Annotated in this window: 21 protein-coding genes; 8 read left to right on the top strand and 13 right to left on the bottom strand. The window is 58.4% G+C overall.

Annotated elements, in window-relative coordinates; translation table 11 throughout:
• The first annotated feature begins 18 nt into the window (after positions 1 to 18).
• Genes SJY29_RS12535 through SJY29_RS12510 form a run of 6 tightly spaced genes read left to right on the top strand, consistent with a single transcriptional unit; the run spans position 19 to position 5,370 of the window.
• Complete coding sequence (locus SJY29_RS12535; RefSeq protein WP_400083492.1) at positions 19 to 1,050, top strand: TRAP transporter substrate-binding protein; 1,032 nt, start codon at positions 19 to 21, stop codon at positions 1,048 to 1,050.
• A 25-nt stretch (positions 1,051 to 1,075) separates the two neighbouring features.
• Entirely contained in the window at positions 1,076 to 1,624 is a 549-nt protein-coding gene (locus SJY29_RS12530; RefSeq protein WP_400083490.1) for a TRAP transporter small permease subunit, read from the top strand.
• A complete protein-coding gene (locus SJY29_RS12525) occupies positions 1,621 to 2,904 on the top strand; it encodes a TRAP transporter large permease (protein WP_400083489.1) in 1,284 nt (427 codons plus the stop codon). The genes SJY29_RS12530 and SJY29_RS12525 overlap by 4 nt, the downstream gene beginning before the upstream one ends.
• Positions 2,905 to 2,916: 12 nt before the next feature.
• Positions 2,917 to 3,678 carry a LamB/YcsF family protein gene (locus SJY29_RS12520; protein WP_400083487.1) on the top strand — a complete coding sequence of 254 codons (762 nt, stop codon included), beginning with the start codon at positions 2,917 to 2,919 and terminating at the stop codon, positions 3,676 to 3,678.
• Between the two features lie 8 nt (positions 3,679 to 3,686).
• Entirely contained in the window at positions 3,687 to 4,376 is a 690-nt protein-coding gene (locus SJY29_RS12515) for an allophanate hydrolase subunit 1 (RefSeq protein ID WP_400083485.1), read from the top strand.
• Positions 4,369 to 5,370 carry a biotin-dependent carboxyltransferase family protein gene (locus SJY29_RS12510; protein ID WP_400083483.1) on the top strand — a complete coding sequence of 334 codons (1,002 nt, stop codon included), beginning with the start codon at positions 4,369 to 4,371 and terminating at the stop codon, positions 5,368 to 5,370. The genes SJY29_RS12515 and SJY29_RS12510 overlap by 8 nt, the downstream gene beginning before the upstream one ends.
• 21 nt (positions 5,371 to 5,391) lie before the next feature.
• Here the strand turns inward: SJY29_RS12510 and ettA are convergent, their stop codons facing one another.
• The 11 genes from ettA to SJY29_RS12455 form a co-directional block, all read right to left on the bottom strand.
• Positions 5,392 to 7,047, bottom strand: a complete 1,656-nt coding sequence (gene ettA, locus SJY29_RS12505) for an energy-dependent translational throttle protein EttA (protein WP_110278208.1) — start codon at positions 7,045 to 7,047, stop codon at positions 5,392 to 5,394.
• Between the two features lie 179 nt (positions 7,048 to 7,226).
• Positions 7,227 to 8,138, bottom strand: coding sequence for a type IV pili methyl-accepting chemotaxis transducer N-terminal domain-containing protein (locus SJY29_RS12500; protein WP_400083481.1), 912 nt, complete (start codon positions 8,136 to 8,138; stop codon positions 7,227 to 7,229).
• Between the two features lie 339 nt (positions 8,139 to 8,477).
• Positions 8,478 to 9,551 (bottom strand): BMP family ABC transporter substrate-binding protein, encoded by a 1,074-nt coding sequence (locus tag SJY29_RS12495; RefSeq protein WP_400083479.1) that lies wholly within the window; start codon positions 9,549 to 9,551, stop codon positions 8,478 to 8,480.
• A 30-nt stretch (positions 9,552 to 9,581) separates the two neighbouring features.
• The gene (locus SJY29_RS12490; protein ID WP_400083477.1) at positions 9,582 to 10,496 is read right to left on the bottom strand and encodes an ABC transporter permease; all 915 of its coding nucleotides are present in this window, start codon (positions 10,494 to 10,496) and stop codon (positions 9,582 to 9,584) included.
• Complete coding sequence (locus SJY29_RS12485; RefSeq protein ID WP_400083475.1) at positions 10,496 to 11,572, bottom strand: ABC transporter permease; 1,077 nt, start codon at positions 11,570 to 11,572, stop codon at positions 10,496 to 10,498. Before SJY29_RS12485 ends, SJY29_RS12490 begins: the two co-directional genes overlap by 1 nt.
• A 51-nt stretch (positions 11,573 to 11,623) precedes the next feature.
• On the bottom strand, positions 11,624 to 13,147 hold the full coding sequence (locus tag SJY29_RS12480) for an ABC transporter ATP-binding protein (protein WP_400083473.1): 1,524 nt from the start codon (positions 13,145 to 13,147) through the stop codon (positions 11,624 to 11,626).
• On the bottom strand, positions 13,144 to 13,881 hold the full coding sequence (gene xdhC, locus SJY29_RS12475; RefSeq protein WP_400083471.1) for a xanthine dehydrogenase accessory protein XdhC: 738 nt from the start codon (positions 13,879 to 13,881) through the stop codon (positions 13,144 to 13,146). The genes SJY29_RS12480 and xdhC overlap by 4 nt, the downstream gene beginning before the upstream one ends.
• Positions 13,878 to 16,211 (bottom strand): xanthine dehydrogenase molybdopterin binding subunit, encoded by a 2,334-nt coding sequence (gene xdhB, locus SJY29_RS12470; protein WP_400083469.1) that lies wholly within the window; start codon positions 16,209 to 16,211, stop codon positions 13,878 to 13,880. The genes xdhC and xdhB overlap by 4 nt, the downstream gene beginning before the upstream one ends.
• A complete protein-coding gene (gene xdhA / locus SJY29_RS12465) occupies positions 16,208 to 17,563 on the bottom strand; it encodes a xanthine dehydrogenase small subunit (RefSeq protein ID WP_400083468.1) in 1,356 nt (451 codons plus the stop codon). Before xdhA ends, xdhB begins: the two co-directional genes overlap by 4 nt.
• Positions 17,564 to 17,735: 172 nt before the next feature.
• Complete coding sequence (locus tag SJY29_RS12460) at positions 17,736 to 18,200, bottom strand: SRPBCC domain-containing protein (RefSeq protein ID WP_400083466.1); 465 nt, start codon at positions 18,198 to 18,200, stop codon at positions 17,736 to 17,738.
• On the bottom strand, positions 18,201 to 18,536 hold the full coding sequence (locus SJY29_RS12455) for a helix-turn-helix transcriptional regulator (protein ID WP_110278218.1): 336 nt from the start codon (positions 18,534 to 18,536) through the stop codon (positions 18,201 to 18,203).
• A 118-nt stretch (positions 18,537 to 18,654) separates the two neighbouring features.
• Here SJY29_RS12455 and dnaE point away from each other — a divergent pair, with 118 nt between their 5' ends.
• The gene (dnaE, locus tag SJY29_RS12450) at positions 18,655 to 22,152 is read left to right on the top strand and encodes a DNA polymerase III subunit alpha (protein ID WP_400083464.1); all 3,498 of its coding nucleotides are present in this window, start codon (positions 18,655 to 18,657) and stop codon (positions 22,150 to 22,152) included.
• On the opposite strand, the gene SJY29_RS12445 is transcribed toward dnaE, so the two are convergent.
• Positions 22,149 to 22,442: a hypothetical protein gene (locus SJY29_RS12445; RefSeq protein ID WP_400083462.1), complete on the bottom strand. Its 294-nt coding sequence runs from the start codon at positions 22,440 to 22,442 to the stop codon at positions 22,149 to 22,151. The genes dnaE and SJY29_RS12445 overlap by 4 nt on opposite strands.
• Positions 22,443 to 22,593: 151 nt before the next feature.
• Here SJY29_RS12445 and SJY29_RS12440 point away from each other — a divergent pair, with 151 nt between their 5' ends.
• Positions 22,594 to 23,724, top strand: coding sequence for a Hint domain-containing protein (locus SJY29_RS12440; RefSeq protein ID WP_400083460.1), 1,131 nt, complete (start codon positions 22,594 to 22,596; stop codon positions 23,722 to 23,724).
• A gap of 100 nt (positions 23,725 to 23,824) precedes the next feature.
• On the opposite strand, the gene SJY29_RS12435 is transcribed toward SJY29_RS12440, so the two are convergent.
• Positions 23,825 to 24,541 carry an SH3 domain-containing protein gene (locus tag SJY29_RS12435; RefSeq protein ID WP_400083458.1) on the bottom strand — a complete coding sequence of 239 codons (717 nt, stop codon included), beginning with the start codon at positions 24,539 to 24,541 and terminating at the stop codon, positions 23,825 to 23,827.
• Between the last annotated feature and the right edge of the window lie 35 nt (positions 24,542 to 24,576).

Here is a 24,576-nt window from a genome sequence, read left to right as displayed (position 1 = left end):
CCAACAAGGAGACCAACCATGAGAAAAGTCATATCCATCCTCGCAGCAACCACCGCAATGGCGGCACCGGCAATGGCCGAAGATCTGTCCGTCGTCGGTAGCTGGTCCAGCCTGCCTTTGCACGGCCAATATGAGGCACCATTCTGGAGCACGACATTGCCGGAAGCGTCGGGTGGTGGCATCAATGTTGAACTCACGACCCACAACCAGATGAGCCTGGGTCTTGGTGATATTTATCCCCTGCTGGGACAGGGCGTCTATGACGTGGCCATGACAGTGGCCGACTATGCCGTGGCCGATGCGCCAGAACTCGAAGGGCTTGATGTGCCGCTTGTCGCACTGACGGCAGATGAGGCCCGTGCCATGGTCGATGCTGCCCGCCCGATGGTGTCGGACATCTATCGCGACCGCTTCAATTCACATGTGCTGGCGATTGCGCCCTATCCGCCGCAGGTCGTTTTCTGCAACCATGAGATCACAAACCTGGCTGATCTTGAGGGTTTGAAAGTACGCGCTTCTGGCCGTATGACAGCAAAACTGCTTGAGGCACTGGGCGCGGAAGGCGTGAACGTTTCCTTCGCCGAGGTGCCAGGTGCGTTGCAAAACGGCGTTGTCGATTGTGCCGTCACTGGTGCCGGTTCGGGCTATAGCGCGGGTTGGTGGGAAGTTTCCACGCACTTGCTGCCTATTCCGCTTGGCGGTTGGGACTCGGTTGTGACTGCGATCAACCTGGATAAGTGGAACAGCCTGAGCGCGGAAAACCAAGCGCTGATCTCAAGCGAGATTATCACTGGTTTTGAAGATCCGGCATGGGCCAGCGCACAGGACGCATTGGTCAATGACATTGCCTGCCTGACAGGCAATGGTGAATGCCCATCCGGTGACGCGCGCTCAATGACACTGGTCGAGGTGAGCGACGCAGACTTTGAGCGGGCACGCGACATACTGACGACCGAAGTTCTTCCTGAATGGGCAGAGCGCGCAGGCGGCGATTGGGCTGCCCGTTGGAACGAGAGTGTCGGTGCGGTTGTCGGTGTGACAATCAACTAAAAGCAAAGTCAGGGGACGTGTTGAGATGGAACTAAAGCTGATTCATCGTCTGCGGGTGATCAACAAAGGTGTGGCACTGGTCGTGGGTTTCGGCCTGCTACTTTGCGCTGCCTTTGTGCTCGTGGATATTATCATGCGCCAGATCGGCACGTCCCTTGGCGGCACAGAAGAGATTGCGGGTTATGCGATGGCGCTCGCAACCTCATGGGGCATGTCCTATGCACTGTTAGAGTTGGGGCACGTCCGCATCGATCTTCTGCGCACGAAATTCCAGTCGTTTGGGAAGGCGCTGTTTGATGTCTTTTCCATGATCGTTATGTCGGGCGTGATCATCACGATCGCGATCAAGGCGTGGCCTGTCGTGGAACGTTGGATCACGAACGGATCGCGGGCGAACACGCCGCTCGAGACGCCATTGGCGTGGGTTCAGCTGCCGTGGTTTGCAGGCTGGGTCTGGTTTGCAGCCATGTCCACGATCACGACCCTTGCCGCACTCAGCTTGCTGGCCAAACGCAGGCATGCCGAAACCGAAAGCATCATCGGTGCCTTTGCAGAGCAGGAGACACTTCAATGATCGGCTATGTGTCTATCGGCCTTCTGGGGCTGCTCGCGCTCTCTATCCCCGTCGGGATCGTGTTGTTCTTGTTGGGTTTCGGCGTTGATGTCTTTTTCTCCAGTTTTCCCCTGACGCGGGGTCTTGGGAATATGGTCTGGTCGTCGTCAAATTCGGCCACACTGATAGCTATTCCCTTTTTTGTTCTGCTGGGTGAAATCCTCGTGCGTAGCGGGGTTGCAACACGCACCTATGCCGCCCTTGACCGCTGGGTGTCTTGGCTGCCGGGTGGGCTGGTTCACGCCAATATCGCGACCTCTACAATGTTCTCGGCCACGTCAGGCTCGTCCGTGGCCACGGCGGCCACAGTCGCAACTGTGGCTATGCCGCAGGCCGAGAAGCTGGGTTATGACCCCAAACTTTTTTCAGGCGCGATTGCCGCTGGTGGGACACTTGGCATTATGATCCCGCCTTCGATCAATCTGATCGTTTACGGATTCCTGACGCAATCCTCGATCCCGCAACTCTTTCTTGCCGGGTTGATCCCAGGCATTGCGCTGGCGATTGCCTTTATGGTCGTGACGGCGATTATCTGCATGATCCGGCCTGATTTGGGCGGAGTCCGCCGTACCTTTCCCTTCCCGCAAATGTTGCGCGCATTGATTGATCTGATCCCGATCCTGATCCTTTTCGGTCTGATTGTGGGGTCAATCTACGGTGGATGGGCCACGCCGACCGAGGCAGCCGCCGTTGGCGTTGCTGGGGCATTCTTGATCGCTCTGGCCTTTGGCGGCGTGTCTTGGGACATGCTGACCCAAAGTCTGACAGGCACGGTCAAGATCACTGCCATGATCATGCTGATCGTGATTGGTGCGTCCTTCCTGAACTTCACGCTGGCCTCGGCAGGGCTTGGGCGGGAACTGACAGAATTCATGAACGGGCTTGGTCTGACGCCGCTGAAGACCATTCTGGTTGTCGTTGTGCTCTACATTGTTTTGGGTTTCTTTATCGAAACCCTGTCGCTGATGGTTGTGACTATTCCGATCATCGTGCCGCTGGTGGTCGCACAAGGTTATGATGTGATCTGGTTCGGTATCCTGATGATTGTCCTGATCGAGATGGCCTTGATCACGCCGCCTGTTGGCCTGAACCTCTATGTGGTGCAGGGCGCGCGCAAGTCGGGCAGTCTGAACGAAGTAATGTTGGGGGCTTTGCCCTATTGCCTGACCATGCTTGCGATGGCTTTCCTGTTGATCGCTTTCCCAAGCATCGCGTTGTTCCTTCCGACATTCCTGCAATAAGGGCCAAAGCCGATGCAGATCGACCTGAACGCCGACCTTGGAGAAGGCTTTGGCCCATGGACCATGGGTGATGACGCCCAGATGCTGTCGCTGGTCACCTCGGCCAGTATCGCCTGCGGGGGCCATGCGGGCGATCCAGAGACGATGTACCGGACGTTGATGCAGGCCAAGAAAAACGGGGTAAATGTGGGCGCGCATCCGGGCTATGCGGACCGCGAAGGCTTTGGCCGCCGCGTGATCCCGATGTCGCCTGATGAGATCGGGCGCATGTGTGCCGCGCAAATCGGTGCACTGATGGGGGTTGCTGCACTGGTCGGGGTGCCGGTGACTTACGTCAAGCCACATGGTGCGCTGGGCAATCTGGCGGCGCGGGATCGTGCGACTGCCGATGCGATTGTGGCGGCTGTGCGCAGGGTTGATCCAAAACTGGCGATCCTCGCAATTTCCGGCACCGAAAGCGAAGCGGCGGCGCGGGCGGCAGGTGCGCCTGTATTCTCTGAAATCTTCGCGGATCGGGGGTATCTCGCCTCGGGTCAGCTCGTGCCGCGCAATCATGACGGTGCAATGATCCATGACGCGGACGAAGCGGCGGCGCGCCTGATGTCATTTCTGCAAACCGGACTGATGCCTGTAGTGGATGGCGACCCTATCAAACTTGCAGCGCATTCGATCTGTGTGCATGGTGACAGCCCGGGGGCTGTGGACATGACACGCGCAATTTGGAAGCATCTGACTGCGCATGGCGTAGAGATCAAACGCTTTGCCTTCCCCTAAGGATGCCCATGGAACCTCAATTCAAGCCCGTCGCTGATCATGCCTTGCTGGTAACTTTCTCGGAGGTCATCAGCGAAGAGGCACATGCCGCTGTCATCGCGCTTGATCAGGCGATTGCATCTGATGTCCCCCATGGGGTGATTGAGACAGTGCCGGCCCTGGTCAATCTTCTGGTGTCCTTTGACCCGACACAGACGGACCATAGCGCAGTGGAAAGCCATTTGCAGACACAGCTTAAAGGTTTGGAAAGCCAGAAGATTATCGGCGTCGACCGGCATGTACAGGTCTGCTACGAGGGCGACTTTGCCCCTGATCTGGCAGCGGTTGCAAAGGCGACAGGTCTGTCACAAGAGGCCGTGATCAATGCGCATCTGGCAGGTGAATTCCACGTGCTGATGTACGGGTTTTCGCCAGGGTATGCCTATCTGTCCGGTGTGCCAGAGGCGATACAGGTGCCGCGCAAACCCGCCCCTGTGCGCGGCGTACCCGCAGGCAGCGTGATTATCGCAGGGCCACAATGCCTGATTACCACGCTGACGATGCCCACGGGCTGGTCGATCATCGGGCGGTCCCCGACGCCGATTTTCACAGGAAACCCGGACCATCCGTTCCTGTTTGATGTCGGCGACCGCGTGGTCTTTGAACGTGTCGACCTCAAGACCTATGAAGAGCTCTGCAAGGAAAAGGTCGATGGCTAGCGCAAAATTCTCTGTCTCATTCGCAGGGCCATTGGTCACAATGCAGGATGCGGGCCGTCCGGGAAATATGCGCTATGGCGTTGCGGCGTCCGGCCCTATGGATCGTCTTGCCTTTGATGCGGCTCATGCTGCACTTGGCAACAAGGCCGGCCTGAACGCGATCGAGATTTCCCTTGGTGGCTTGATGCTGCATTGCACCGAAGGATCGGTCAGCGTGGCGATCACCGGTGGTGATTTTGTCGTGGAACATGCAGGCCAAAAGACAGGTTCATGGACCATCCTGACAATCCGCAAGGGCGAGAAGCTGGCCATCCGTGCGGGCAAGGCCGGCAGTTGGGCCTATCTGGCTTTCGCCGGTGATCTGGCGTCTGAAAAGTGGCTTGGTAGCCAGGCCACCCACGCCTCCTCGGGCTTTGGTGGGGGTGTTGTGCAAGGCGGACAGACGCTGGTCGTGACAGATGCGGCGGTCCGGGAAGAGCGGGCAGGCGAGATTGCGCAGCCGGAATTTGCGTCTGACGGCGCGATGCGCGTCGTACTTGGGCCGCAGGATCGGTATTTTACAGCTGAGGCACTAGAGCACCTTTTGAGCGCGCCTTTCGCCGTTTCCGATGCCTATGACCGGATGGGAATGCGGCTGAATGGACCGACCCTCGAGATGGAGCATGCTTTGTCGATCCCTTCAGAGCCGATTGTCCGCGGGTCCATTCAGGTATCGGGCGACGGTGTGCCAACGGTGCTGTTGGCCGATCATCAAACCACAGGCGGCTATCCGAAAATAGCGACTGTGATTTCATGTGACACAGACCGGCTGACCCAGCTTCGCGCAGGCCAGAAAATCCGTTTTGCGTCTGTTTCAACGCAGCAAGCTGTTGATGCGGCACGCGACTATGCGCAGCAAAAGGCGCAGTACCTCGCGCAGATTTCCGTCGCGCGGGGCACCTTGGCGCAAAGACTGATGCGCGAAAATCTGATCCACGGCTGGGCGGACGATTGACGCGGCATCAATCGGGCGGCTTTAGCGCACGAATTTCTTATGCTTCATCCGCTTCGGCTCAAGCGCATCTGCGCCTAGCCGCGCCTTTTTGTCTTCCTCATAGTCGGTAAACGCGCCTTGGAACCACTCCACATGGGCGTCGCCCTCGAAGGCAAGGATATGCGTGCAAATCCGGTCAAGGAAGAAGCGGTCGTGGCTGATCACCACGGCGCAGCCCGCGAAATCGACCAACGCGTCTTCGAGCGCGCGGAGCGTTTCCACGTCCAGATCGTTGGTCGGTTCGTCAAGCAGCAGGACGTTGCCGCCTGATTTCAGCAGCTTGGCCATATGCACGCGGTTACGTTCACCGCCAGACAAGAGCCCTACCTTCTTTTGCTGGTCCCCGCCTTTGAAGTTGAAGGCCGAGCAATAGGCGCGAGAGTTCATCGAGGCATCGCCCAGTTCGATAATCTCTGCGCCGCCGGTGATTTCTTCCCAAACCGTGCTGTCGGGGTTCAGTGCGTCACGCGACTGGTCGACGTAAGACAGTTTGACGGTTTCGCCATATTCAACGGTGCCCTCATCAGGCTGGGCCTGACCGGTCAGCATCGAGAACAGCGTGGATTTACCCGCACCGTTCGGGCCGATCACGCCGACGATCCCGCCAGGGGGCAGATCAAAGCTGAGGCCTTCGATCAAGAGCTTGTCGCCCATGGCCTTTTTCAGACCATCCACCGCGATCACCTTGGAACCCAGCCGTGGACCGTTGGGGATGATGATCTGGGCGCGGCCCATTTTCTCGCGCTCGGACTGGTTGGCCATTTCGTTATAGGCCGCGATCCGTGCCTTGGATTTCGCCTGACGCGCTTTAGCACCTTGGCGCATCCATTCCAGTTCGCGTTGCAGGGTGCGTTGCTTGGATTTGTCGTCCTTTGCTTCGCGCTCCAGCCGCTTGGCTTTGGCCTCAAGCCAGCTTGAATAGTTGCCTTCATGCGGAATGCCAGAGCCGCGGTCGAGTTCCAGAATCCAGCCGGTGATCGCATCAAGGAAATAACGGTCGTGGGTGACGATCAGGATCGTGCCCTTGTAGTCGATCAGGTGTTGTTGCAGCCATGCGATCGTTTCCGCATCAAGGTGGTTGGTCGGTTCGTCGAGCAGCAGCATATCAGGCGCGTCCAGCAAGAGCTGGCACAGCGCGACACGGCGCTTTTCACCACCCGAAAGCGTGGTGACATCCGCGTCATCGGGTGGGCAGCGTAGCGCCTCCATGCTGATGTCGATCTGTGCGTCAAGATCCCAGAGATTCTGGCTGTCGATCTGGTCTTGCAGTTGCGCCATTTCATCGGCGGTTTCTTCCGAGTAGTTCATGGCGACTTCGTTATAGCGATCAAGGATCGCTTTCTTGTCGGCCACGCCCAGCATGACGTTTTCACGTACGGTCAGGTTCGGGTCGAGTTCCGGCTCTTGCGGCAGATACCCGACACGCGCGCCTTCGGCGGCCCATGCCTCACCGCTGAATTCCTTGTCTTGGCCCGCCATGATGCGCATCAGGGTGGATTTACCGGTGCCGTTCACACCGACGACGCCGATTTTCACGCCGGGCAGAAAGTTCAGACGGATGTTCTCGAAAACCTTTTTCCCGCCGGGATAGGTTTTGGACACGCCGTCCATGAAATAGACGAATTGATTGGCAGCCATGAGGGACGCTCCGCTTGGATAGGGTTTTGCCCTAGATAGCGATGCGATGGGGTAGGGGCAATCGCTGTGCGCGGTTAAAATGTCGTACCAGATGCGCTGTCGCTCATACAGCAGGACCTTCCATGGTTATCAAAATGCCGTTTGTCTGTTTGCGGACTGTAGGTCTGATGCCGCAGTGCCTAGGATCCGAACCGTGAGGCTTCAGCATAGAGACTGATGACGCTGCCCATCTGGCGGGTCATGTCATTCGCGCCGTAAAACACTGCTTCCAACTGGCCTTGCGTAAGGGCATCACCGGATAGCTGTGCATCGATCGGCTGTTGCATATCGAGCCATGCGGCGCGCACTGCTGCGAGGCTGCCGTCAATCTTGCTCGTGGGGGGAGGTTGAATGCCGAGGCTCGGCATGCCCAGAGACAAAGCACCAATTGAGCTGTTGAAGGCCATGCGGGCAGACCATAGCGCGTCAATGGGGCCGTCGGTGCCGATGCCGGCGTTGGCAAGACAGGCATTCTTTGCAATATCTTGCGCCAAATACTGCTGCCGTTCGGCGATATCAATCAACAATGCATCGGCCAGCCGGGTTTCAGCAGGATTGAAGTACTGCGCGGCGACCGTCGATACCAATTGATGGGCAACTTGTAGCAGTTCGGCACTTTGCGCGTTGAGCCGCCGAACATCATCATGCGAGCTGTCACCCTGCGCGATCGACAGGGCGTTGATCTGCATCGGTGCCCAGACCTCATTGAATTGGCCGATAGCCGCCAAAGTCATGCGGCGTTCTTCGGCCCCGAAAATACCAAGGCCAGTGTCACCGAATTCCAACGCATGTGTAATAGCGCTGACTTCTGAAATTGTGGCAGTGAGCATCGGAAGGGAGTCTTCTGTTGCGATTCCGCTTTGCACAAAGCATGCGTCGGCAACAACGCGTTGGCTGAGCATACGCAGTTTGCCAGATAGATCGATTCGCCTGTTCGTGTCGGCTTCTCTGGTATGCTCTGTGAATGAAATGCGAAGCGTGCCGTTCTCATAGGTGGCTGTTGTTTGCGCATGTGCTGGCAGGCTGCACGCGACGGCCGCAGCGGCACACATCAGACGGGCATAGGTTGCAATATCGGCAAGACAGGAACTTACAGGACGGGCCATAGATTTCTTCCCTCGGCAGCAGGGCGCAGAAACCCTGGCGATTAACATCAAGGCAAGCGCGGAAGAAAAGCCCCACTTGCCGTACTCATCACATCAGCGGCAAAATACACAAACCGCCTTATACTATGGTTAAAGCTAGCTGTATTTGGGTGTCGCGTCCAAGATTCGTCTGCAAAAAAGGGCGTTATTGCTGGAAACGGTGTGTTGCGCAGTCCAAAATGAACGCGCCAAGTAGAAAAGGCCCCGCCAATGCGGGGCCTTCCTGTTTAGGCTCATTCGATGTCTTTACTGCGGAATTTCAGCAGTGATGCCTTCCACGTAAAAGTTCATACCTGCCAAAGTGCCATCGTCAGCGATCTCACCATCGGCCAGCCATACAGAACCGTCCTGGCGGTTAATCGGGCCGGTGAAGGCATGATATTCACCGGTGCGCAGGCGCTCGATCAGGGCCTCGGCAGAAGCTTTGATGTCGGCAGGCACCGCGTCGGTGATTTCACCGATGCCGACCATGCCTGGGCCAATCCCGTCCCATGTGTCCATGCTTTCCCATGTGCCATCAATCACTGCCTGCGTGCGGGCGATGTAGTAAGGTGCCCAGTCGTCGATGATGGATGATACGCGTGGGAAGGGTGCGAATTCCGCCATATCGGATGCCTGACCAAAGGTCACAACATTGCCAGCGGCCTGCGCTGCGGCCTGTGGTGCCGTCGAATCTGTGTGCTGCAGGATCACGTCAGCGCCTTGCTCGATCAGAACATTCGCAGCTTCGGCTTCTTTTGCAGGGTCAAACCAGGTGTAAGCCCAGATGATGCGGAATTCGACGTCAGGGTTCACTTCCTGCGCGTGCAGGTAGGCTGCATTGATGCCGCGAATGACTTCTGGGATCGGGTAGGACGCGATGTAGCCGATGATGTTGCTCTCGGTCATCTGGCCCGCAATGTGGCCCTGTACCGCGCGGCCCTCGTAGAAACGTGCCGAATAAGTCGAGACGTTATCAGCGCGCTTATAGCCTGTGGCGTGCTCGAACTTCACGTCAGGGAATTGGGCTGCGACGTTGATCGTTGCATCCATGTAGCCGAAGGATGTGGTAAAAATCAGGTCAGCACCCTGTAGCGCCATCTGCGTCATCACACGCTCTGCGTCGGGGCCTTCTGGCACGCTTTCCACAAAGACGGTTTCAACTGCATCGCCAAAATGCTCTTCCACGGCCAGACGGGCTTTGTTGTGCTCATATGTCCAGCCGCCGTCGCCGATCGGCCCGACGTAGACAAAGCCAACGGTCGTGGTGTCCTGGGCGATGGCCCCTGTTGCAAGACCAAGTGCGAGCGCAGCACTGGCCAGTAGTGTTTTCGTTGTCATGTTTTTCCCCTTGGTGGTCTTGTTGTCGCCTCAACGTGAGGCATGGAAAGATTGGCCCAGTGACCCGGGCGCACGTCCAGCCCGCATAATAACCAGAACCGCGATAGTGGCTAGATAGGGCGCCATAGAAAGATACTCGACCGCAATGGCCGCGCCCGCTGCTTGCAGGTTAAGCTGCAACACGGTGACGCCGCCGAACAAATAGGCACCCAGCAAAAGCCGCCCCGGACGCCAGCTTGCAAAGACGACGATGGCCAGTGCGATCCAGCCCGCACCGGCGGTCATGCCTTCGGTCCATTGCGGCACGCGCACAAGGCTGAGGTAGGCGCCACCCAAGCCTGCACAGGCCCCGCCGAACATGATCGCTAGCATCCGCACCCGCACAACGTGATAGCCCAGCGCATGGGCCGCTTCGTGGTTCTCGCCGACCGCGCGCAGAATCAGCCCTGCACGTGAATAGCGCAAGAACCCCCAGACAGCGGCAACCAGCGCGAGGCCCACATAGACCATGGGATCATGCTGAAAAATAATCGGTCCTATCACAGGAATGTCGCCGAGGATCGGGATATACCAATCCGGAAATGCGGGCGCCTTGATCCCGATATAGCCCTGCCCCATCAAGGCCGACAGCCCCAGCCCGAAGAGCGTCAGCGCAAGGCCGGTTGCCACTTGATTGGACAGCAAAAACTGGGTCAAAAAGCCAAAGATCAGTGAAATAAGCGCACCGCCAAGGGCGGCACCCGCAAAACCCATCCAAGGTGAATTGGTGCCGACTGCCACGACAAAGCCGCAGACAGCCCCGGTGATCATCATCCCCTCGACACCAAGGTTCAGAACGCCTGCACGTTCGACCACCAGCTCACCAATCGCAGCGAGCATGATCGGCGTTGCGGCGACCATCAGAGAGGCGAGCAAAAGGACGGGGTTGATTGAAGAGAGGTCCATCAGTGCGCCTTTCTTGCCAAGGTGATCCGGTAGTTGGTCAACACATCAACCGCGAGCAGGAAGAACAACAACATGCCTTGCAGAATCTGGATTGCGGCAATCGGCAGGCCAAGGTTCGACTGGGCAATCTCACCGCCGATATATGTCAGTGCCATCAGACCGCCTGCCAGCAAGATACCGACAGGATGCAAACGCCCCAGAAACGCCACGATAATCGCGGTAAATCCGTAGCCTACGTTAAAATCGATACTGACCTGCCCAGCAGGTCCCGCAACCTCGAACAAGCCCGCAAGCCCTGCCAAAGTCCCCGAGATCCCCATGCAGATCAGGATCAGCCTGCCCGGGTTCACCCCCGCGAACCGCGCGGCCCGCGGGCTTTGCCCCGAGAGGCGCACGTTGAACCCGAAGATATGTCGCGACAGGGCGATATAGGCAAAAATCACGGCGATCAGGGCCGTAACGACCCCCCAGTGCATGCCTGCGGATTGTGTGATCCAGCTTGTGGCGGATGGATATTGCGCAAGGTTCCGGCTGCCCGGAAAGCCCATACCTTCGGGGTTGCGCAACGCACCCAGTGCCATCGAGGCCAGCAGTTGCTCGGCCACGTAAACCAGCATGAGCGACACAAGAATTTCGTTGGTGCCGAATTTGACCCGCAGCAAGCCGGGGATCATCGCCCACAACAGCCCGCCCAATGCGCCCGCAACAACCATCAATGGCAGGATGATGAAACTCTCCATCGGATAGAAGGCGAGGCCCACAGCGGCCCCACAAATCGCACCGACGATATACTGCCCCTCGGCCCCGATGTTCCAAATTCCTGCACGAAAGCCAAATGACAGACCGATGGCGATCAGCACCAAAGGCGCGCCCTTAATCAAAAGCTGCGGGCGATAGAACCATGCAAACTCTGAAAACAGCGGATCAAAGAAGATGGTACGGATCGTCACCAGCGGGTCTTGGCCAAGGGCCGCGAACAACACGCCACCAAAGAACATGGTCAAAAGCACCGCGACAATCGGGGTCGCAAAGGTCCACCTTTTTGAGGGCTGCGGGCGCTTTTCCAGCTTAATCATGCGCAGCCCCCTGACTTTCCATGTCCAATCAAACTTCCGCCGGAGGCATCCTTACGCATCAACATGCGCTACCTCCATATCATGGGCACCACCCAGCATCAGACCAATCTCTTCCACCGTCAGTCCCGCAGCAGGACGCGGCGCTGAAAGCCGGCCTTCGTTCAGCGCGGCAAAGCGGTCGGAAATCTCCATCAACTCGTCCAGATCCTGACTGATCACAATAACCGCCGCACCTTTGGCCGCCAGATCAAGCAGTGCCTGCCGGATTGCGGCGGCAGCAGAGGCATCAACACCCCATGTTGGCTGGTTCACGACCAGCACCTCGGGGGCTTGCATGATCTCGCGACCGATTACGAATTTCTGCAGGTTGCCCCCGGACAATGACCGCGCCGCATTTTGCGGCCCCGGTGTGCGCACGTCAAAAGCGGCAATCACCCCTTCGGCGAATTTCCGTGCTTTGGCCCAATGCAGGAACCCGTTTGTCGTCAGTTTCTCGCGCGTCATGGCTGTCAGGATTGCGTTTTCCGTGAGGCTCATATCAGGTGCCGCGGCATGGCCCATCCGTTCTTCGGGAGCGGCCAGAATGCCGATCTTGCGCCGCGCATTGGGTGCAAGGTTGCCGATTGGCTGGCCTTTGTAGCTGATCATTGCCTTTGCTGTCTTCATTTCACCCGACAAGGCCGCGACCAGTTCATCCTGCCCATTGCCTGCAACGCCACCAATCCCCAGCACCTCGCCCTTGCGCACCTCCAGGACGATATCCCGCAAAGGCGTGCCAAAACGATGCGGTGCTTTCGCGCTCAGGTTCTTGAGTGCCAGAACGGTTTCACCTGCAGGCTTGTCTTCTTTGTGCGGCACATGCAGCGTGCTGCCCACCATCAGTTCCGCCATATCCCGCGCCGAGGTCGTGCGCGGATCACAGGTGCCGACGACCTGCCCCAGCCGCAGGACCGTGGCATTGTCACACAGTGCGCGGATTTCCTCGAGTTTATGCGATATATAGAGGATCGCCGTGCCTTCGCGGCTGAGCTTGCGCAGCGTTTCGAAAAGGATTGCCACCTCTTGCGGGGTAAGGACCGATGTCGGCTCATCCATGATCAAAAGCTTGGGGTCCTGCAAAAGGCAGCGAATAATCTCGACCCTTTGGCGCTCGCCTGCAGACAGCTCACCCACGATCCGGTCCGGATCAAGCGGCAAGCCATATTGATCCGACACCTGCCGGACCTGTGCTGCAATCTCTGCCTGGGGCGGCGGGTTTTCCATGCCAAGCGCGATGTTCTCGGCCACGTTCATCGCATCAAAAAGCGAGAAATGCTGGAACACCATCGCAACGCCTGCTGCGCGGGCGGCGCGTGGTTCGGAGGGCTGGAAGGGTTCGCCCTCCAATGTCATCGTCCCGCTGTCAGGTTTGACCAATCCGTAGATGGTTTTGACCAGTGTCGATTTGCCGGCCCCGTTCTCGCCCAAGAGTGCGTGGACTTCACCGCGCCCGATATCAAAGGAGACGTCCTTGTTGGCGACAACACCGGGATAGGCTTTGGTCAGCCCCCATAAGCGCAACAGCGGTTCCGTCATGCAGTGCGCTCCCTTGTCTGGCGTGCCTGAGGGCTAATCATCGCAGTTGCGACGCCAAGTGCAATCGCCGCAGGGTGTTTTCCAAGTGCGGGATCCCCGATTGGACACGCGATGCGCGAGATTTGGGCGGACGTATGCCCCAATGCCGCGAGGCGCGACCTGAATCGCGCCCATTTCGTCGCCGATCCGATCAATCCCGCACTGTGAAAGTCGTGGTTCAGCAGCGCGTGGCAGAGGGCGAGGTCGATTTCATGGCTATAGGTAAGAATCAGGTGATCGGCATTAGTGGGGGCATGTTTCACAATCAGGGCAGGGTCTTTGGCGACAAGAGTTGTGACATCGGTCTCCGGAAAGCGTTCCGGGCCTGTATCCACCCAAGTGATCTCAAAATCCGGCAAAGGTGCCATCACGTTGACCAGAGCGCGCCCGACGTGGCCCGCGCCGTAAATCCAGAGCGGACGGGCAGGGGGGGTGGTCATCGCCTCCGCCTCTTCCCACAACAGGCTGACCGATCCGCCGCAGCACTGGCCGAGTGCGGGGCCAAGCGGTACTGTTGCATTATGGCTTTGCCGTCCATCGCGTAGCATCCGGCGCGCTTCCGCCATCGCTTCCCATTCCAGCGTGCCGCCCCCGATGGTCCCTTCGCTCCGGTCCGCCCAAACCAGCATCTGCGTGCCTGCCTCACGCGGCACGGACCCCGCGGTTTTCGTCACCGTGATGCGAATTGCCGTCATGCGCGCGCCCTTTTCACAGCGCGCAGCACTTCTTCGGCGGTCGCAGGGGCCTGCATGTCGGGGTAGGTCCCGCCACAGGCGGCCACCGCATCGGACAACGCGAGAAACGCTGAAGTGCCCAGCATGAAAGGCGGCTCACCCACCGCTTTGGAGCGATAGATCGTCTGGGCGGGGTTCGGTTGATCCCAGAGCGCCACCTTGAACACATCGGGCCGGTCCGAACAGGCGGGTATTTTATAGGTCGCGGGCGCATGGGTACGCAGGCGCCCCTTGTCGTCCCAGACCAGCTCTTCGGTGGTCAGCCACCCGGCACCTTGGACATAGCCGCCTTCGACCTGTCCGATGTCCAGCGCGGGGTTCAGCGATGCGCCCGCATCATGCAAGATATCGGTGCGCAGGATGCGGTTTTCCCCTGTCAGCGTGTCGATCACCACCTCTGTCACCGCAGCGCCTTGGGCGAAATAGAAGAACGGCGTGCCGGTGCCCCTGATGCGGTCCCAGGCGAGATCGGGGGTTTTGTAAAATCCGGTCGCGGAGAGGCTGACGCGGTTCAGGTACGCGGTCTGCGCTGCTTCGGCGAAAGTCATTTCAGTCTTACCGACAAAGACACGACTGTTCTCAAAGCGCACGCTGGCGGCATCGGTCTGGTGCAGCTCTGCCAGACAGGTTGCAATCCGGTCACGAATGAGATCGCAGGCATTGGCCACCGCCATCCCGTTCAGGTCTGTGCCTGATGACGCTGCCGTGGCCGAGGTGTTGGGCACCTTGCCGGTATCCGTTGCTGTGATCTTGACCGCCGAGACGTCTATGCCAAAGCGGTGAGCGGCGACCTGCGCCACCTTCTGAAACAGCCCTTGACCCATTTCCGTGCCGCCGTGGTTCATATGGACCGAGCCGTCCTGATAGACATGCACCAGCGCGCCCGCCTGGTTGAGGTGGGTCAGCGTGAAGGAAATGCCGAATTTCACAGGGCTGAATGCGATGCCTTTCTTGAGGACCTCATGGCCCGCGTTCCATTCTGCGATTGCGGCACGGCGGGCGTGATAGTTGGAGGACGCCAGCAGCGCCTCGGTCATCTCGTGCAGGATGAAGTCCTTGACGGGCATATGGTAGGGCGTCGTCTGAACGGCGGGTTTGGGCGAATGCTCCGCGCCAAACCGCTTGCCGGTTCCCGGCCCTTCGGTCTTCATCGCGTCATAGTAATTGCGCTCACGCACCACGACAGGATCAAGGCCCAGTTCGGCCGCTATATGATCCATCACCCGCTCGATCCCCAAAACCCCCTGCGGGCCGCCAAAGCCGCGAAAGGCGGTGGCGGACTGTGTATTGGTCTTGAGCCTGTGCGAAGTGATCCGCGCGGCAGGCAGATGATAGGCGTTGTCGGCATGCAGCATCGCGCGGTCGGCCACGGGGAGTGACAGATCAAGCGCCCAACCGCACCGCGTCATCTGGGTGAAATCAACGCCGGTGAGCCGCCCCTCACCATCAAAGCCCGCGTCATAGGTGATCTTGAAATCATGCCGCTTGCCGGTGATCATCATGTCATCGTCACGGTCATAGTGCATTTTGCATGGCTTGCCTGTCAGCCGCGCGGCCACGGCGCAACCCACCGCGAGCGCGTTGCCCTGGCTCTCTTTGCCGCCGAACCCGCCCCCCATGCGGCGCACTTCACAGCGCACGGCATGCATCGGAACGCCGAGGGCCTCGGCCACCTTGTGCTGGATTTCCGTGGGGTGTTGGGTCGAACTCTGCACGACCATGTCCCCGCCTTCCTGCGGCAGGGCCAACGCGGCCTGGCCTTCAAGGTAGAAATGTTCCTGCCCGCCCATGTTGATGGTGCCCGTGATGCGGTGTGGCGCGGTGTTCAGGGCGCTTTCCACATCACCTTTGGTCCAGATGTGCGGGCCATCCTCGAAGCGGCTATCGGCGGCGATCGCATCTTCGATTGTCAGGACCGGCGTTTCTTCGGCGTAGTCGACCATCGCCAACCGCGCAGCCTTGCGCGCCGCCAGATGCGATTGTGCGACCACCAGAAAGAGCGGTTGCCCATAATAATGCACACGCCCCGTCGCCAGCAGCGGCTCGTCATGTGCCGATGGCGAGACATCATTGGCGAAGGGCAGGTCATCTGCCGTCAGCACAGCGACAACACCGGCGGCGCTCTTCACCTTTTCAAGGTTCATCGCGCGAACGGTGCCGCAGGCGATCTCGGCCATGCCAAAAGCCAGATGCAGCGTGCCGGCCGGTGTCGGGATATCGTCGATGTAACGTGCAGCCCCGGTTACATGCAGGGTGGCAGCATCATGTGGCAGGGGGTTGGCAACGCTCATGCTGACACCTCCAAAACAGAGGTGGCCTGACCGCTGAGGTCCGCAAAATAGCGCTGGAGCAGGTTCTGCGCGACCTTCAGGCGGTAGTCTGCGCTGGCGCGCATGTCGGACATGGGTGTGTAATCCTGCGCGAAGAGTCCAGCGGCATCTGCGATTGTCGCAGACGTCCACGGCTGGCCGATGAGCGCCGCCTCAACCCCATGCGCGCGGTGCGGGGTGCCCGCCATGCCGCCAAAGGCGATGCGTGCCTCGCTGACAACGCCGTCTACAACAGTGACATTGAAGCAGCCGCATACCGCTGAAATATCCTGATCGAAGCGTTTCGAGATTTTATAGCAGCGCAGCGCTGGTGCGTTCTTGGGCAGCGTCACGCCGGTCACCAACTCGCCCGGGGCGCGGTCCTGTTTGCCGTAGGCGATGAAGAAATCCTCGATTGGCAGATCACGCGTCTTGGTGCCGTGGCGCAGGTGCAAGGTGGCGCGAAGTGCGATGAGCGCGGGTGGATTGTCGCCGATGGGCGAGCCGTTCGCGATATTCCCGCCGACGGTCGCCGCATTGCGCACCTGCTCGGAACCATAACGCCGGATCATTTCGGCATAAGAGGGGTGCGTTTTGCGGATGGTCGCGAGAACTTCGGTCATTGTGACGGCAGCCCCGAAATGAATGCCGTCCTGTTTTTCGGTAATCTCGCGCAGCGATGCACAGCGGTTCAGGAAAGCGACTTTGGGCAGGTCCCGCAGCTGCTTGGTGACCCAGAGGCCGACATCCGTCGCACCCGCAATCAGCGTCGCGTCAGGGTTGGAGGCGTACCAGTCGGCCAACGCATCCAAGGTTTCCGGCGCGTATGGGACGCCATCAACAGGCGGGGTCTCATCCTTGATCCATGCGGGCACCTGTGCGGTTTCGGCCGCCTGCGCCGCCCGAACGATTGGCGCATAGCCGGTGCAGCGGCACAGGTTACCAGCCAGCACATTGTTGTGATCGGTGCGCCCTTGCAGTTGCCCAGTTGCCATCGCGGCAATAAACCCCGGTGTACAAAACCCGCATTGCGAGCCATGGTGGTCGATCATCGCCTGCTGGACAGGGTGCAGTGTGCCATCCGGCGCGCTGATCCCTTCAACAGTGCGCACGGCTTTGCCATGCAATTGCGGCAAGAACAGAATACATGCATTGAGTGCTTTCGCGCCGCCCGCGTCCGTGACCATGACAGTGCAGGCCCCGCAATCGCCCTCGTTACAGCCTTCCTTGGTGCCGCAAAGACCCTGATCCTCGCGCAGCCATTCGAGCAGGGTGCGGGTCGGCTCCGCTTCCACCTGCACGGTTTCCCCGTTGAGAAGAAACGTGACGTTCATGATTTAAACCCGTCGCCTTACCGAATGTCTGTCAGGGCGCTGCGATGTCGATGCGACGTAGACATCAGCCCTTTTCCAGCCGTTATGAAACCCGTGTCGGGATCGTTTGGCAAGGCATTTTACAAGAACCCTGCGGGATAAGTCGGCAAATGCCTAATCTGGTGGCAGTTGGCTAGGTCGGTTGCCCGATGCTTTGGGCAAAGCTTGTCAGGGTCTCCAATGCGCCCGCCCAGCCATGCTGTACTTCATCAAGCGTATCGGGACCGGAAAAGGACGAGACTGCTACGGTGATGTTCAATGCGGTTTGTGCGCCCTTACTTTCCAGCAGATAGGTGACGAGACTTGTAGACACGGCTTCACCGCCGAAAATCAGAGTCTCTGTAAACACAGCGCGTTCCGGTGCGGCGAGATTGTACCAGCGGGTTTCCACAAGAAACTCGGGCGCATCAACAGGCCCGAACCGGTGCACATCCACTCCGCCTACACGCAGATCGGCGGCATCGGTCTCCAAAAGGGTAGATGCATCCGGCCCGTTCCATTTCTCGCGCTCTTTGGCATCTGTCAGAACCTGCCAAAGCCGGTCCGCTGGCAGAGGAAGCAAACGGTGCATGTCGAATGATTTTGTATCAAGTGGCATCTAAATATCCTTTTCATCTGCGGCGATCTTATGGGCCAGTGCATCGAGGTTGTTCATCCGGTTCTCCCAAATCTCGCGTTGCCACGCGAGCCAGCCCTGTGCCGCAATCAGCGGAGCCGCCTCGATGTGGCAGGTGCGCACACGACCCTTCTTGATGGACCGGACGATTCCGGTGTCTTCGAGCACCTTGAGATGCCGCATGAATGTGGGCAGCGCCATTTTGTGCGGTGCGTGCAATTCGCTGACACTGGCAGGGCCGGAAGCCAGCCGTTCGATGACAGCGCGGCGGGTTGGATCGGCCATCGCGCCGAAGAAGGAATCAAGTTGCTTCGTCATGTGGGTGAGATTTCACCGGCAAGCACGGATTGTCAATAAAGTTAGTCAATCGGCTAAGTGATGAGCAAAGGCACGCTTCCGCGCTTGCAGCGCCGCGGGCTTTCGCTACCTTGCGTCTATGACCTCTGATCCCCGATTCATCCACCTGCGCGTCCACACCGAGTATTCGTTGTTGGAGGGTGCGATCCCGACCAAAAAACTGCCTGACATGATTGCGGCGATGGGAATGCCTGCTGTCGCAGTTACGGATAGCAATAACATGTTCTGCGCGCTGGAATTTTCCGAAGGGGCATCCAAGGCAGGGGTGCAGCCGATCATCGGTTGTCAGCTGGATGTGACGTATCTTGCGGCAGAACCGGGTAAACGGCCTGAACTTCCCGCACCGATCGTGCTGCTGGCGCAATCCGAAGCGGGCTATATGAACCTGATGAAGCTGAACTCTTGCGCCTATCTGGATGCGCAAGGCCAGTTGCCGCAGGTCACGCTTGAAGAATTGGCGCAATACCACACGGGTCTGATTTGTCTGTCAGGTGGCCCTGATGGGCCCGTGGGCCGTCTGCTGCGGCAAGGTCAGCGGCCCAAGGCCGAAGCCTTCCTCGACAGGCTGGCCGCAATCTATCCCGACCGGCTCTATGTCGAACTCCAACGGCACCCCGGTGATGGCTTACCCGAGGCCGAGCGTTTGTCAGAGCGTGGTCATATTGAGATGGCCTATGCCAAGAACCTGCCGCTGGTTGCCACCAATGACGTCTATTTCCCCAAGACCGAACTCTACGAAGCGCATGACGCGCTGATCTGCATCGCTGAAGGTGCCTATGTCGATCAGCAAGAGCCGCGTCGCCGTTTGACACCGCAGCACTATCTGAAATCACCGCAAGAGATGGCGACGCTCTTTGCCGATTTGCCTGAGGCGATTGAAAACACCGTCGAAATTGCCAGGCGCTGTGCCTTCAAGGCATATAAGCGCGCGCCGATCCTGCCGAAATTTGCCGATGACGAGGTCGCGGAATTGCGCCGTCAGGCGCAAGAGGGACTGAAAGCGCGTCTTGCCGTCATCCCGCATGCAGCCGATGTGGCCGAATATGAAAAGCGGCTCGAATTCGAGCTTGGGATCATCGAAGGGATGGGATTTCCCGGCTACTTCCTGATCGTGGCCGACTTTATCAAATGGGCCAAGGATCAGGGTATTCCTGTCGGGCCGGGCCGTGGGTCCGGTGCGGGGTCTTTGGTGGCCTATGCGCTGTTGATCACTGATCTTGATCCGCTGCGCTATTCGCTTCTGTTTGAACGGTTCTTGAACCCTGAACGTGTGTCGATGCCTGACTTTGATATCGACTTTTGCATGGACCGCCGCGAAGAGGTGATCCGCTATGTGCAGGATAAATACGGACGCGACAAAGTAGGACAGATCATCACCTTCGGTGCGCTTTTGTCCAAGGCCGCCGTGCGGGACGTGGGCCGCGTGCTGCAAATGCCCTACGGGCAGGTGGACCGTTTGTCCAAGATGATCCCTGTGGAAGGCGTGAAACCCGTTTCAATTGAAAAGGCGCTGGCCGATGAGCCGCGTCTGCGCGAAGAGGCCAAGAATGAAGAGGTTGTCGATCGTCTGCTGACCTATGCCCAGCAGGTCGAAGGTCTGTTGCGCAACGCCTCAACCCACGCGGCGGGTGTCGTTATTGGCGACCGTCCGCTGGACGAACTGGTGCCGCTCTATCAGGATCCGCGATCAGACATGCCCGCAACCCAGTTCAACATGAAATGGGTGGAACAAGCCGGATTGGTCAAGTTCGACTTCTTGGGCCTGAAAACCCTGACTGTCATCCAGAACGCGGTGGAACTGGTGAAAAAGACAGGCCGCCCTCTGAATGTCGCGGCTGATGGCACCAAGCTTTATGATGCGCCTGAAGGTTTTGAATACGACATCGGGGCGATCCCGCTGGATGACGAAAAATCCTACGCGCTCTATTCCAGCGCCAAGACAACCGCTGTGTTTCAGGTGGAATCCAGCGGCATGATGGATGCGCTCAAGCGCATGAAACCAAACTGTATCGAGGATATCGTGGCGCTTGTGGCGCTTTATCGCCCCGGCCCGATGGAGAACATTCCGACCTACTGCGAGGTCAAGAACGGGCAAAGGGAACTGGAGTCGATCCACCCTTCGATTGACCATATTCTCAGGGAAACCCAAGGGATCATCGTCTATCAGGAACAGGTGATGGAGATCGCGCAGGTCATGGCGGGTTACTCGCTTGGCGGTGCGGATTTGCTGCGCCGTGCGATGGGTAAAAAGATCGCCGAGGAAATGGCGAAAGAGCGTCCCAAGTTCGAGGACGGTGCCAAGGCCAACGGGGTTGAGCCCAAGAAAGCCCGCGAGGTTTTCGACCTTTTGGAGAAATTCGCCAACTACGGCTTCAACAAATCCCACGCTGCGGCCTATGCGGTTGTCAGCTATCAGACCGCATGGCTGAAAGCGAACCATCCGGTCGAGTTCATGGCCGGTGTCATGAACTGCGATATTCATCTGACCGATAAGCTCGGGGTTTATTTTCAGGAGGTCAAGAAAGGCCTTGGGATTGAATACACCCCGCCTTGCGTAAATCGCTCTCAGGCGACGTTTGATGTGAAAGATCAAAAGCTTGTCTATGCACTTGGCGCGTTGAAGAACGTTGGCGTCGAGGCGATGAAGCTGGTCGTCGCAGGGCGCGGGGACCGCGAATTTGTGAACCTGTTCGATTTTTCGCGCCGCTGTGATCTCAAGCGCGTTGGCAAACGGTCACTCGAAATGCTGGCGCGGGCCGGGGCCTTTGATGTGCTGGATTCGAACCGCCGTCGCGTGATGATGAGCCTTGATGCGCTGACCGCCTATTCTGCGGCGATCCATGACCAGAAATCCTCAAATCAGGTTTCGCTCTTCGGGGATGCGGGTGAGGATTTGCCGGAACCACGGCTGATGGATGGCGCAGACTGGTTGCCTGCCGAGCGGCTTGCCGAAGAGTTCAAGGCCATCGGTTTCTATCTATCGGGTCATCCGCTGGATGACTATATGGGCGCGCTCAAGCGCAAGCAGGTTTTGACGCTGGACGAAGTGATCGCCAAGGCCGAGCGCGGGGCCTGTGTGGTGAAGATGGCCGGTACCGTGTCAGGCCGGCAAGAACGTAAATCGGCGCGCGGCAACCGCTTTGCCTTCTCGCAACTTTCTGATCCGACCGGACAATACGAGGTGACCCTGTTTTCAGATGTCTTGGAAAGCGCCCGTGAATTCCTTGAAACCGGCAGTCAGGTCGTCCTGACATGTGAGGCCACGATGGAGGCGGATCAACTCAAGCTCTTGGGGCGCTCGGTAGGGCCTGTGGATGCGGTGGTCGCCGATGCAGGAGGTGCGGGTTTGCGGGTGTTTATTGATGGGCCCGAAGTCATCGGCTCGGTTGCCACAGTGCTTGAGAATGCTTCCAAGGGGGCTGTGCGTGCCGCGCGGGGGCCGATTTATTTTTGCCTGATGCGCGATGATCTCCCTGGTGAGGTCGAGCTTGATCTTGGCGAGGAATTTCCGGTCAATCCACAAATCAAAGGCGCGCTGCGGAGCTTGGGCGGCGTCATCGAAGTGGAAGACGCCTAGGCAAAGGGATCAAGCCTTGCGATAGCTTTCGCATGATTGATCACACAATAATTCCTTCGTTCCTCTTCGAATTCAGGAATGGCGGCGCTGAGTGCGGCCATATCTTTGACTGCCAGAACCATCGCTTCGCCCCCTTCACCACCGAATTCCTTGGTTTCTGCGGTTGTGAAAACGATGCCCATGACAATCTTGCTGGCCGGAAAAAGTTCGACCGGATGCGTCTGGCCAAGAGCTTGAATCCGTGGACTCAACCGTTCAGAGGTTTCCCTAGGTAAAGTAACAATAGGCATTTTTTGACCCTATTCGTGCTTGCGCTGTGAAAAATGTGGCAGATTAGCGCGCTGTTTATCTCTTTTAGTCTAGGATAGTTCCACAGCTCCTTAACATGGTCTAAATTAAATGTAATAGCCTGCAAAACGTATTTTTAATCAGGTAGCCGCGATGCCATTTCTTTTTGACTGGACAACCTTTTCAAGTCCGAACGGGACCACGACCCTCACCAATACGTCTGGGCCGGGGATAGGAAATACAACGACGTTTACGTCGACGGCATCAAGCTCGGGCGGCGCCAACAATCCGGGCTATTTCGGCAACTTTGGTGGGTCGATTTTTGCTCAGCGGGTCCCCGCAGGAGAATCGTCCAACCTCACCTTGGATTTCGATGACGGTGTCAAGAATCTGTCTTTCGAAATTTTCGACCTCGATGCGCTTGCCAATGGATGGTCGGATGTCGTGACGATCACGGCCTTGGATGCAAATGGGGATCCGGTTACGCCGATTTTTTCGAATTTGGAAAGTTATCACGTCCTGCTGGACCCAAATACAGTCGCTGCGACCGATACGAGTTCTGCTGCGGTTGACGGCCCTGGTGCCGCGGACTCCATTTCGGTGACCTTCGGCTCGCCCGTTGTCAGCGTGGTGATCTCGTTTTCGGGTAACAGCAGTAACGGGATTCGGTCAGGCGCGATCGGTTTGGGCGATTTTACGGGCGACATCGTCTGTTTTGCGCATGACACGCTGATTGACACGAAAGACGGCAAGGTTGCAGTGCAGGACCTTTGCGTGGGGGACCTTGTGCGCACAAAGGATAATGGCCTGCAGCCGATTCGTTGGATCGGGTCGCGGACAGTTGAGGCTGTTGGCCGCTTCGCACCGATCGTGATTGCCGCAGATGTGCTTGGCAATGACCGGCCGCTTGTCCTGTCTCCGCAGCACCGTGTGTTGCTGGGTGGCTGGCAGGCAGAGTTGTTGTTCGGCGTCGCTGAGGTGCTGGTGGCGGCAAAGCATCTGGTTGATGATAAGGGGATCCTGCGCCGCGAAGGTGGCACGGTGACCTATTTCCACATGATGTTCGATCAGCACGAAATTGTCTATGCGGATGGCGCCCCTTGTGAGAGCTTCCATCCCGGACATGTTGGCATATCCGGCATGGATGATGCGCAACGGGACGAGATATTCGCGCTGTTTCCAGAGCTGGAACAGGATTTCGCCGAGTTCGGACCACTGGCACGTATGAGCCTGAAGTCCGCTGAAGGCCGCATGATTGCGCAGATGATCCATCTCGAGCAATAGCTGGATTGCGCCTCGATAGTGTGGTGACGCTTTTCTGTAAGAGGCACCATGACGTCCATGCCATTTCGCGCGAAGGATGATCAGAGACGCAATGCGTTCCCTAGGGGCGGACCGAAGGTGTGGCTTGACCGCTGGCTTCGATAAGAAAGTCACCTGCGGCCCAGCCCTCAATGCCGGGATCAGCCAGCGTCGCAACCTTGCACCAGCGCCGTCCTTCGGCCATGCGGCAACCTAGGTTGCGCAGGTTTTGACCGTTGGACAGGAGGGCGAGACGGTCCGCCCCCACGGATGGACCCCCGCGCAAGTTCAGCGTACTGCCGGATGTTGCGACCTGATAGAAATCGGGCCCGCCCTGCAGCCCGTCGGCAAAATCCCCCTGAACAACGACGCCTGTGTCGCCATTGATGCCGATGGTCAGCGTATAGTCAGATACTTCACCCCGCCGCGCGGCGCTGCGCATCATATAGACCGAGACCGTATATTCGCCCGATAAGGGCAGGGCCCCGTCGAAGGTATTCAGCTCTGGTGTCATCTGGCCGACAGCCAGCGCTTCATCCCCGGGGCCAGCGCCGGGAGCGTAGAGATTGAAATACGTGGCCAGGTTTGAAGGGATGAGAGTGACGGTCATACGTTGGCCAGCCTCGGCCCCGATTTTGTAGAGGACGACTTCACGGCCTTTGAGCGTGTCGGTGATCGTCGTGCCAGAGCTTCCGGCGGCAAAGCGGACTTGCACGGTCCGCATGTCTTCTTGGGCCGTCGCGCTTACCGGAGATGACAAGGTCAGCACTGCGGCGAGAAAAAAAGAGATCGCTTTCATGGCCCAGTTCTCCAAAACCTGCCCCTATGGAGGTC

Source organism: Yoonia sp. R78084 (genome assembly GCF_044595625.1).
Lineage (GTDB): Bacteria > Pseudomonadota > Alphaproteobacteria > Rhodobacterales > Rhodobacteraceae > Yoonia.
This window is presented reverse-complemented; position numbering and strand designations above follow the sequence as displayed.

Coding starts and splice junctions, on each gene's coding strand:
- SJY29_RS12535 (WP_400083492.1), top strand. CDS start 19: ATGAGAAAAGTCATATCCATCCTCGCAGCAACCACCGCAATGGCGGCA.
- SJY29_RS12530 (WP_400083490.1), top strand. CDS start 1,076: ATGGAACTAAAGCTGATTCATCGTCTGCGGGTGATCAACAAAGGTGTG.
- SJY29_RS12525 (WP_400083489.1), top strand. CDS start 1,621: ATGATCGGCTATGTGTCTATCGGCCTTCTGGGGCTGCTCGCGCTCTCT.
- SJY29_RS12520 (WP_400083487.1), top strand. CDS start 2,917: ATGCAGATCGACCTGAACGCCGACCTTGGAGAAGGCTTTGGCCCATGG.
- SJY29_RS12515 (WP_400083485.1), top strand. CDS start 3,687: ATGGAACCTCAATTCAAGCCCGTCGCTGATCATGCCTTGCTGGTAACT.
- SJY29_RS12510 (WP_400083483.1), top strand. CDS start 4,369: ATGGCTAGCGCAAAATTCTCTGTCTCATTCGCAGGGCCATTGGTCACA.
- ettA (WP_110278208.1), bottom strand. CDS start 7,047: ATGGCTGCCAATCAATTCGTCTATTTCATGGACGGCGTGTCCAAAACC.
- SJY29_RS12500 (WP_400083481.1), bottom strand. CDS start 8,138: ATGTGTGCCGCTGCGGCCGTCGCGTGCAGCCTGCCAGCACATGCGCAA.
- SJY29_RS12495 (WP_400083479.1), bottom strand. CDS start 9,551: ATGACAACGAAAACACTACTGGCCAGTGCTGCGCTCGCACTTGGTCTT.
- SJY29_RS12490 (WP_400083477.1), bottom strand. CDS start 10,496: ATGGACCTCTCTTCAATCAACCCCGTCCTTTTGCTCGCCTCTCTGATG.
- SJY29_RS12485 (WP_400083475.1), bottom strand. CDS start 11,572: ATGATTAAGCTGGAAAAGCGCCCGCAGCCCTCAAAAAGGTGGACCTTT.
- SJY29_RS12480 (WP_400083473.1), bottom strand. CDS start 13,147: ATGACGGAACCGCTGTTGCGCTTATGGGGGCTGACCAAAGCCTATCCC.
- xdhC (WP_400083471.1), bottom strand. CDS start 13,881: ATGACGGCAATTCGCATCACGGTGACGAAAACCGCGGGGTCCGTGCCG.
- xdhB (WP_400083469.1), bottom strand. CDS start 16,211: ATGAGCGTTGCCAACCCCCTGCCACATGATGCTGCCACCCTGCATGTA.
- xdhA (WP_400083468.1), bottom strand. CDS start 17,563: ATGAACGTCACGTTTCTTCTCAACGGGGAAACCGTGCAGGTGGAAGCG.
- SJY29_RS12460 (WP_400083466.1), bottom strand. CDS start 18,200: ATGCCACTTGATACAAAATCATTCGACATGCACCGTTTGCTTCCTCTG.
- SJY29_RS12455 (WP_110278218.1), bottom strand. CDS start 18,536: ATGACGAAGCAACTTGATTCCTTCTTCGGCGCGATGGCCGATCCAACC.
- dnaE (WP_400083464.1), top strand. CDS start 18,655: ATGACCTCTGATCCCCGATTCATCCACCTGCGCGTCCACACCGAGTAT.
- SJY29_RS12445 (WP_400083462.1), bottom strand. CDS start 22,442: ATGCCTATTGTTACTTTACCTAGGGAAACCTCTGAACGGTTGAGTCCA.
- SJY29_RS12440 (WP_400083460.1), top strand. CDS start 22,594: ATGCCATTTCTTTTTGACTGGACAACCTTTTCAAGTCCGAACGGGACC.
- SJY29_RS12435 (WP_400083458.1), bottom strand. CDS start 24,541: ATGAAAGCGATCTCTTTTTTTCTCGCCGCAGTGCTGACCTTGTCATCT.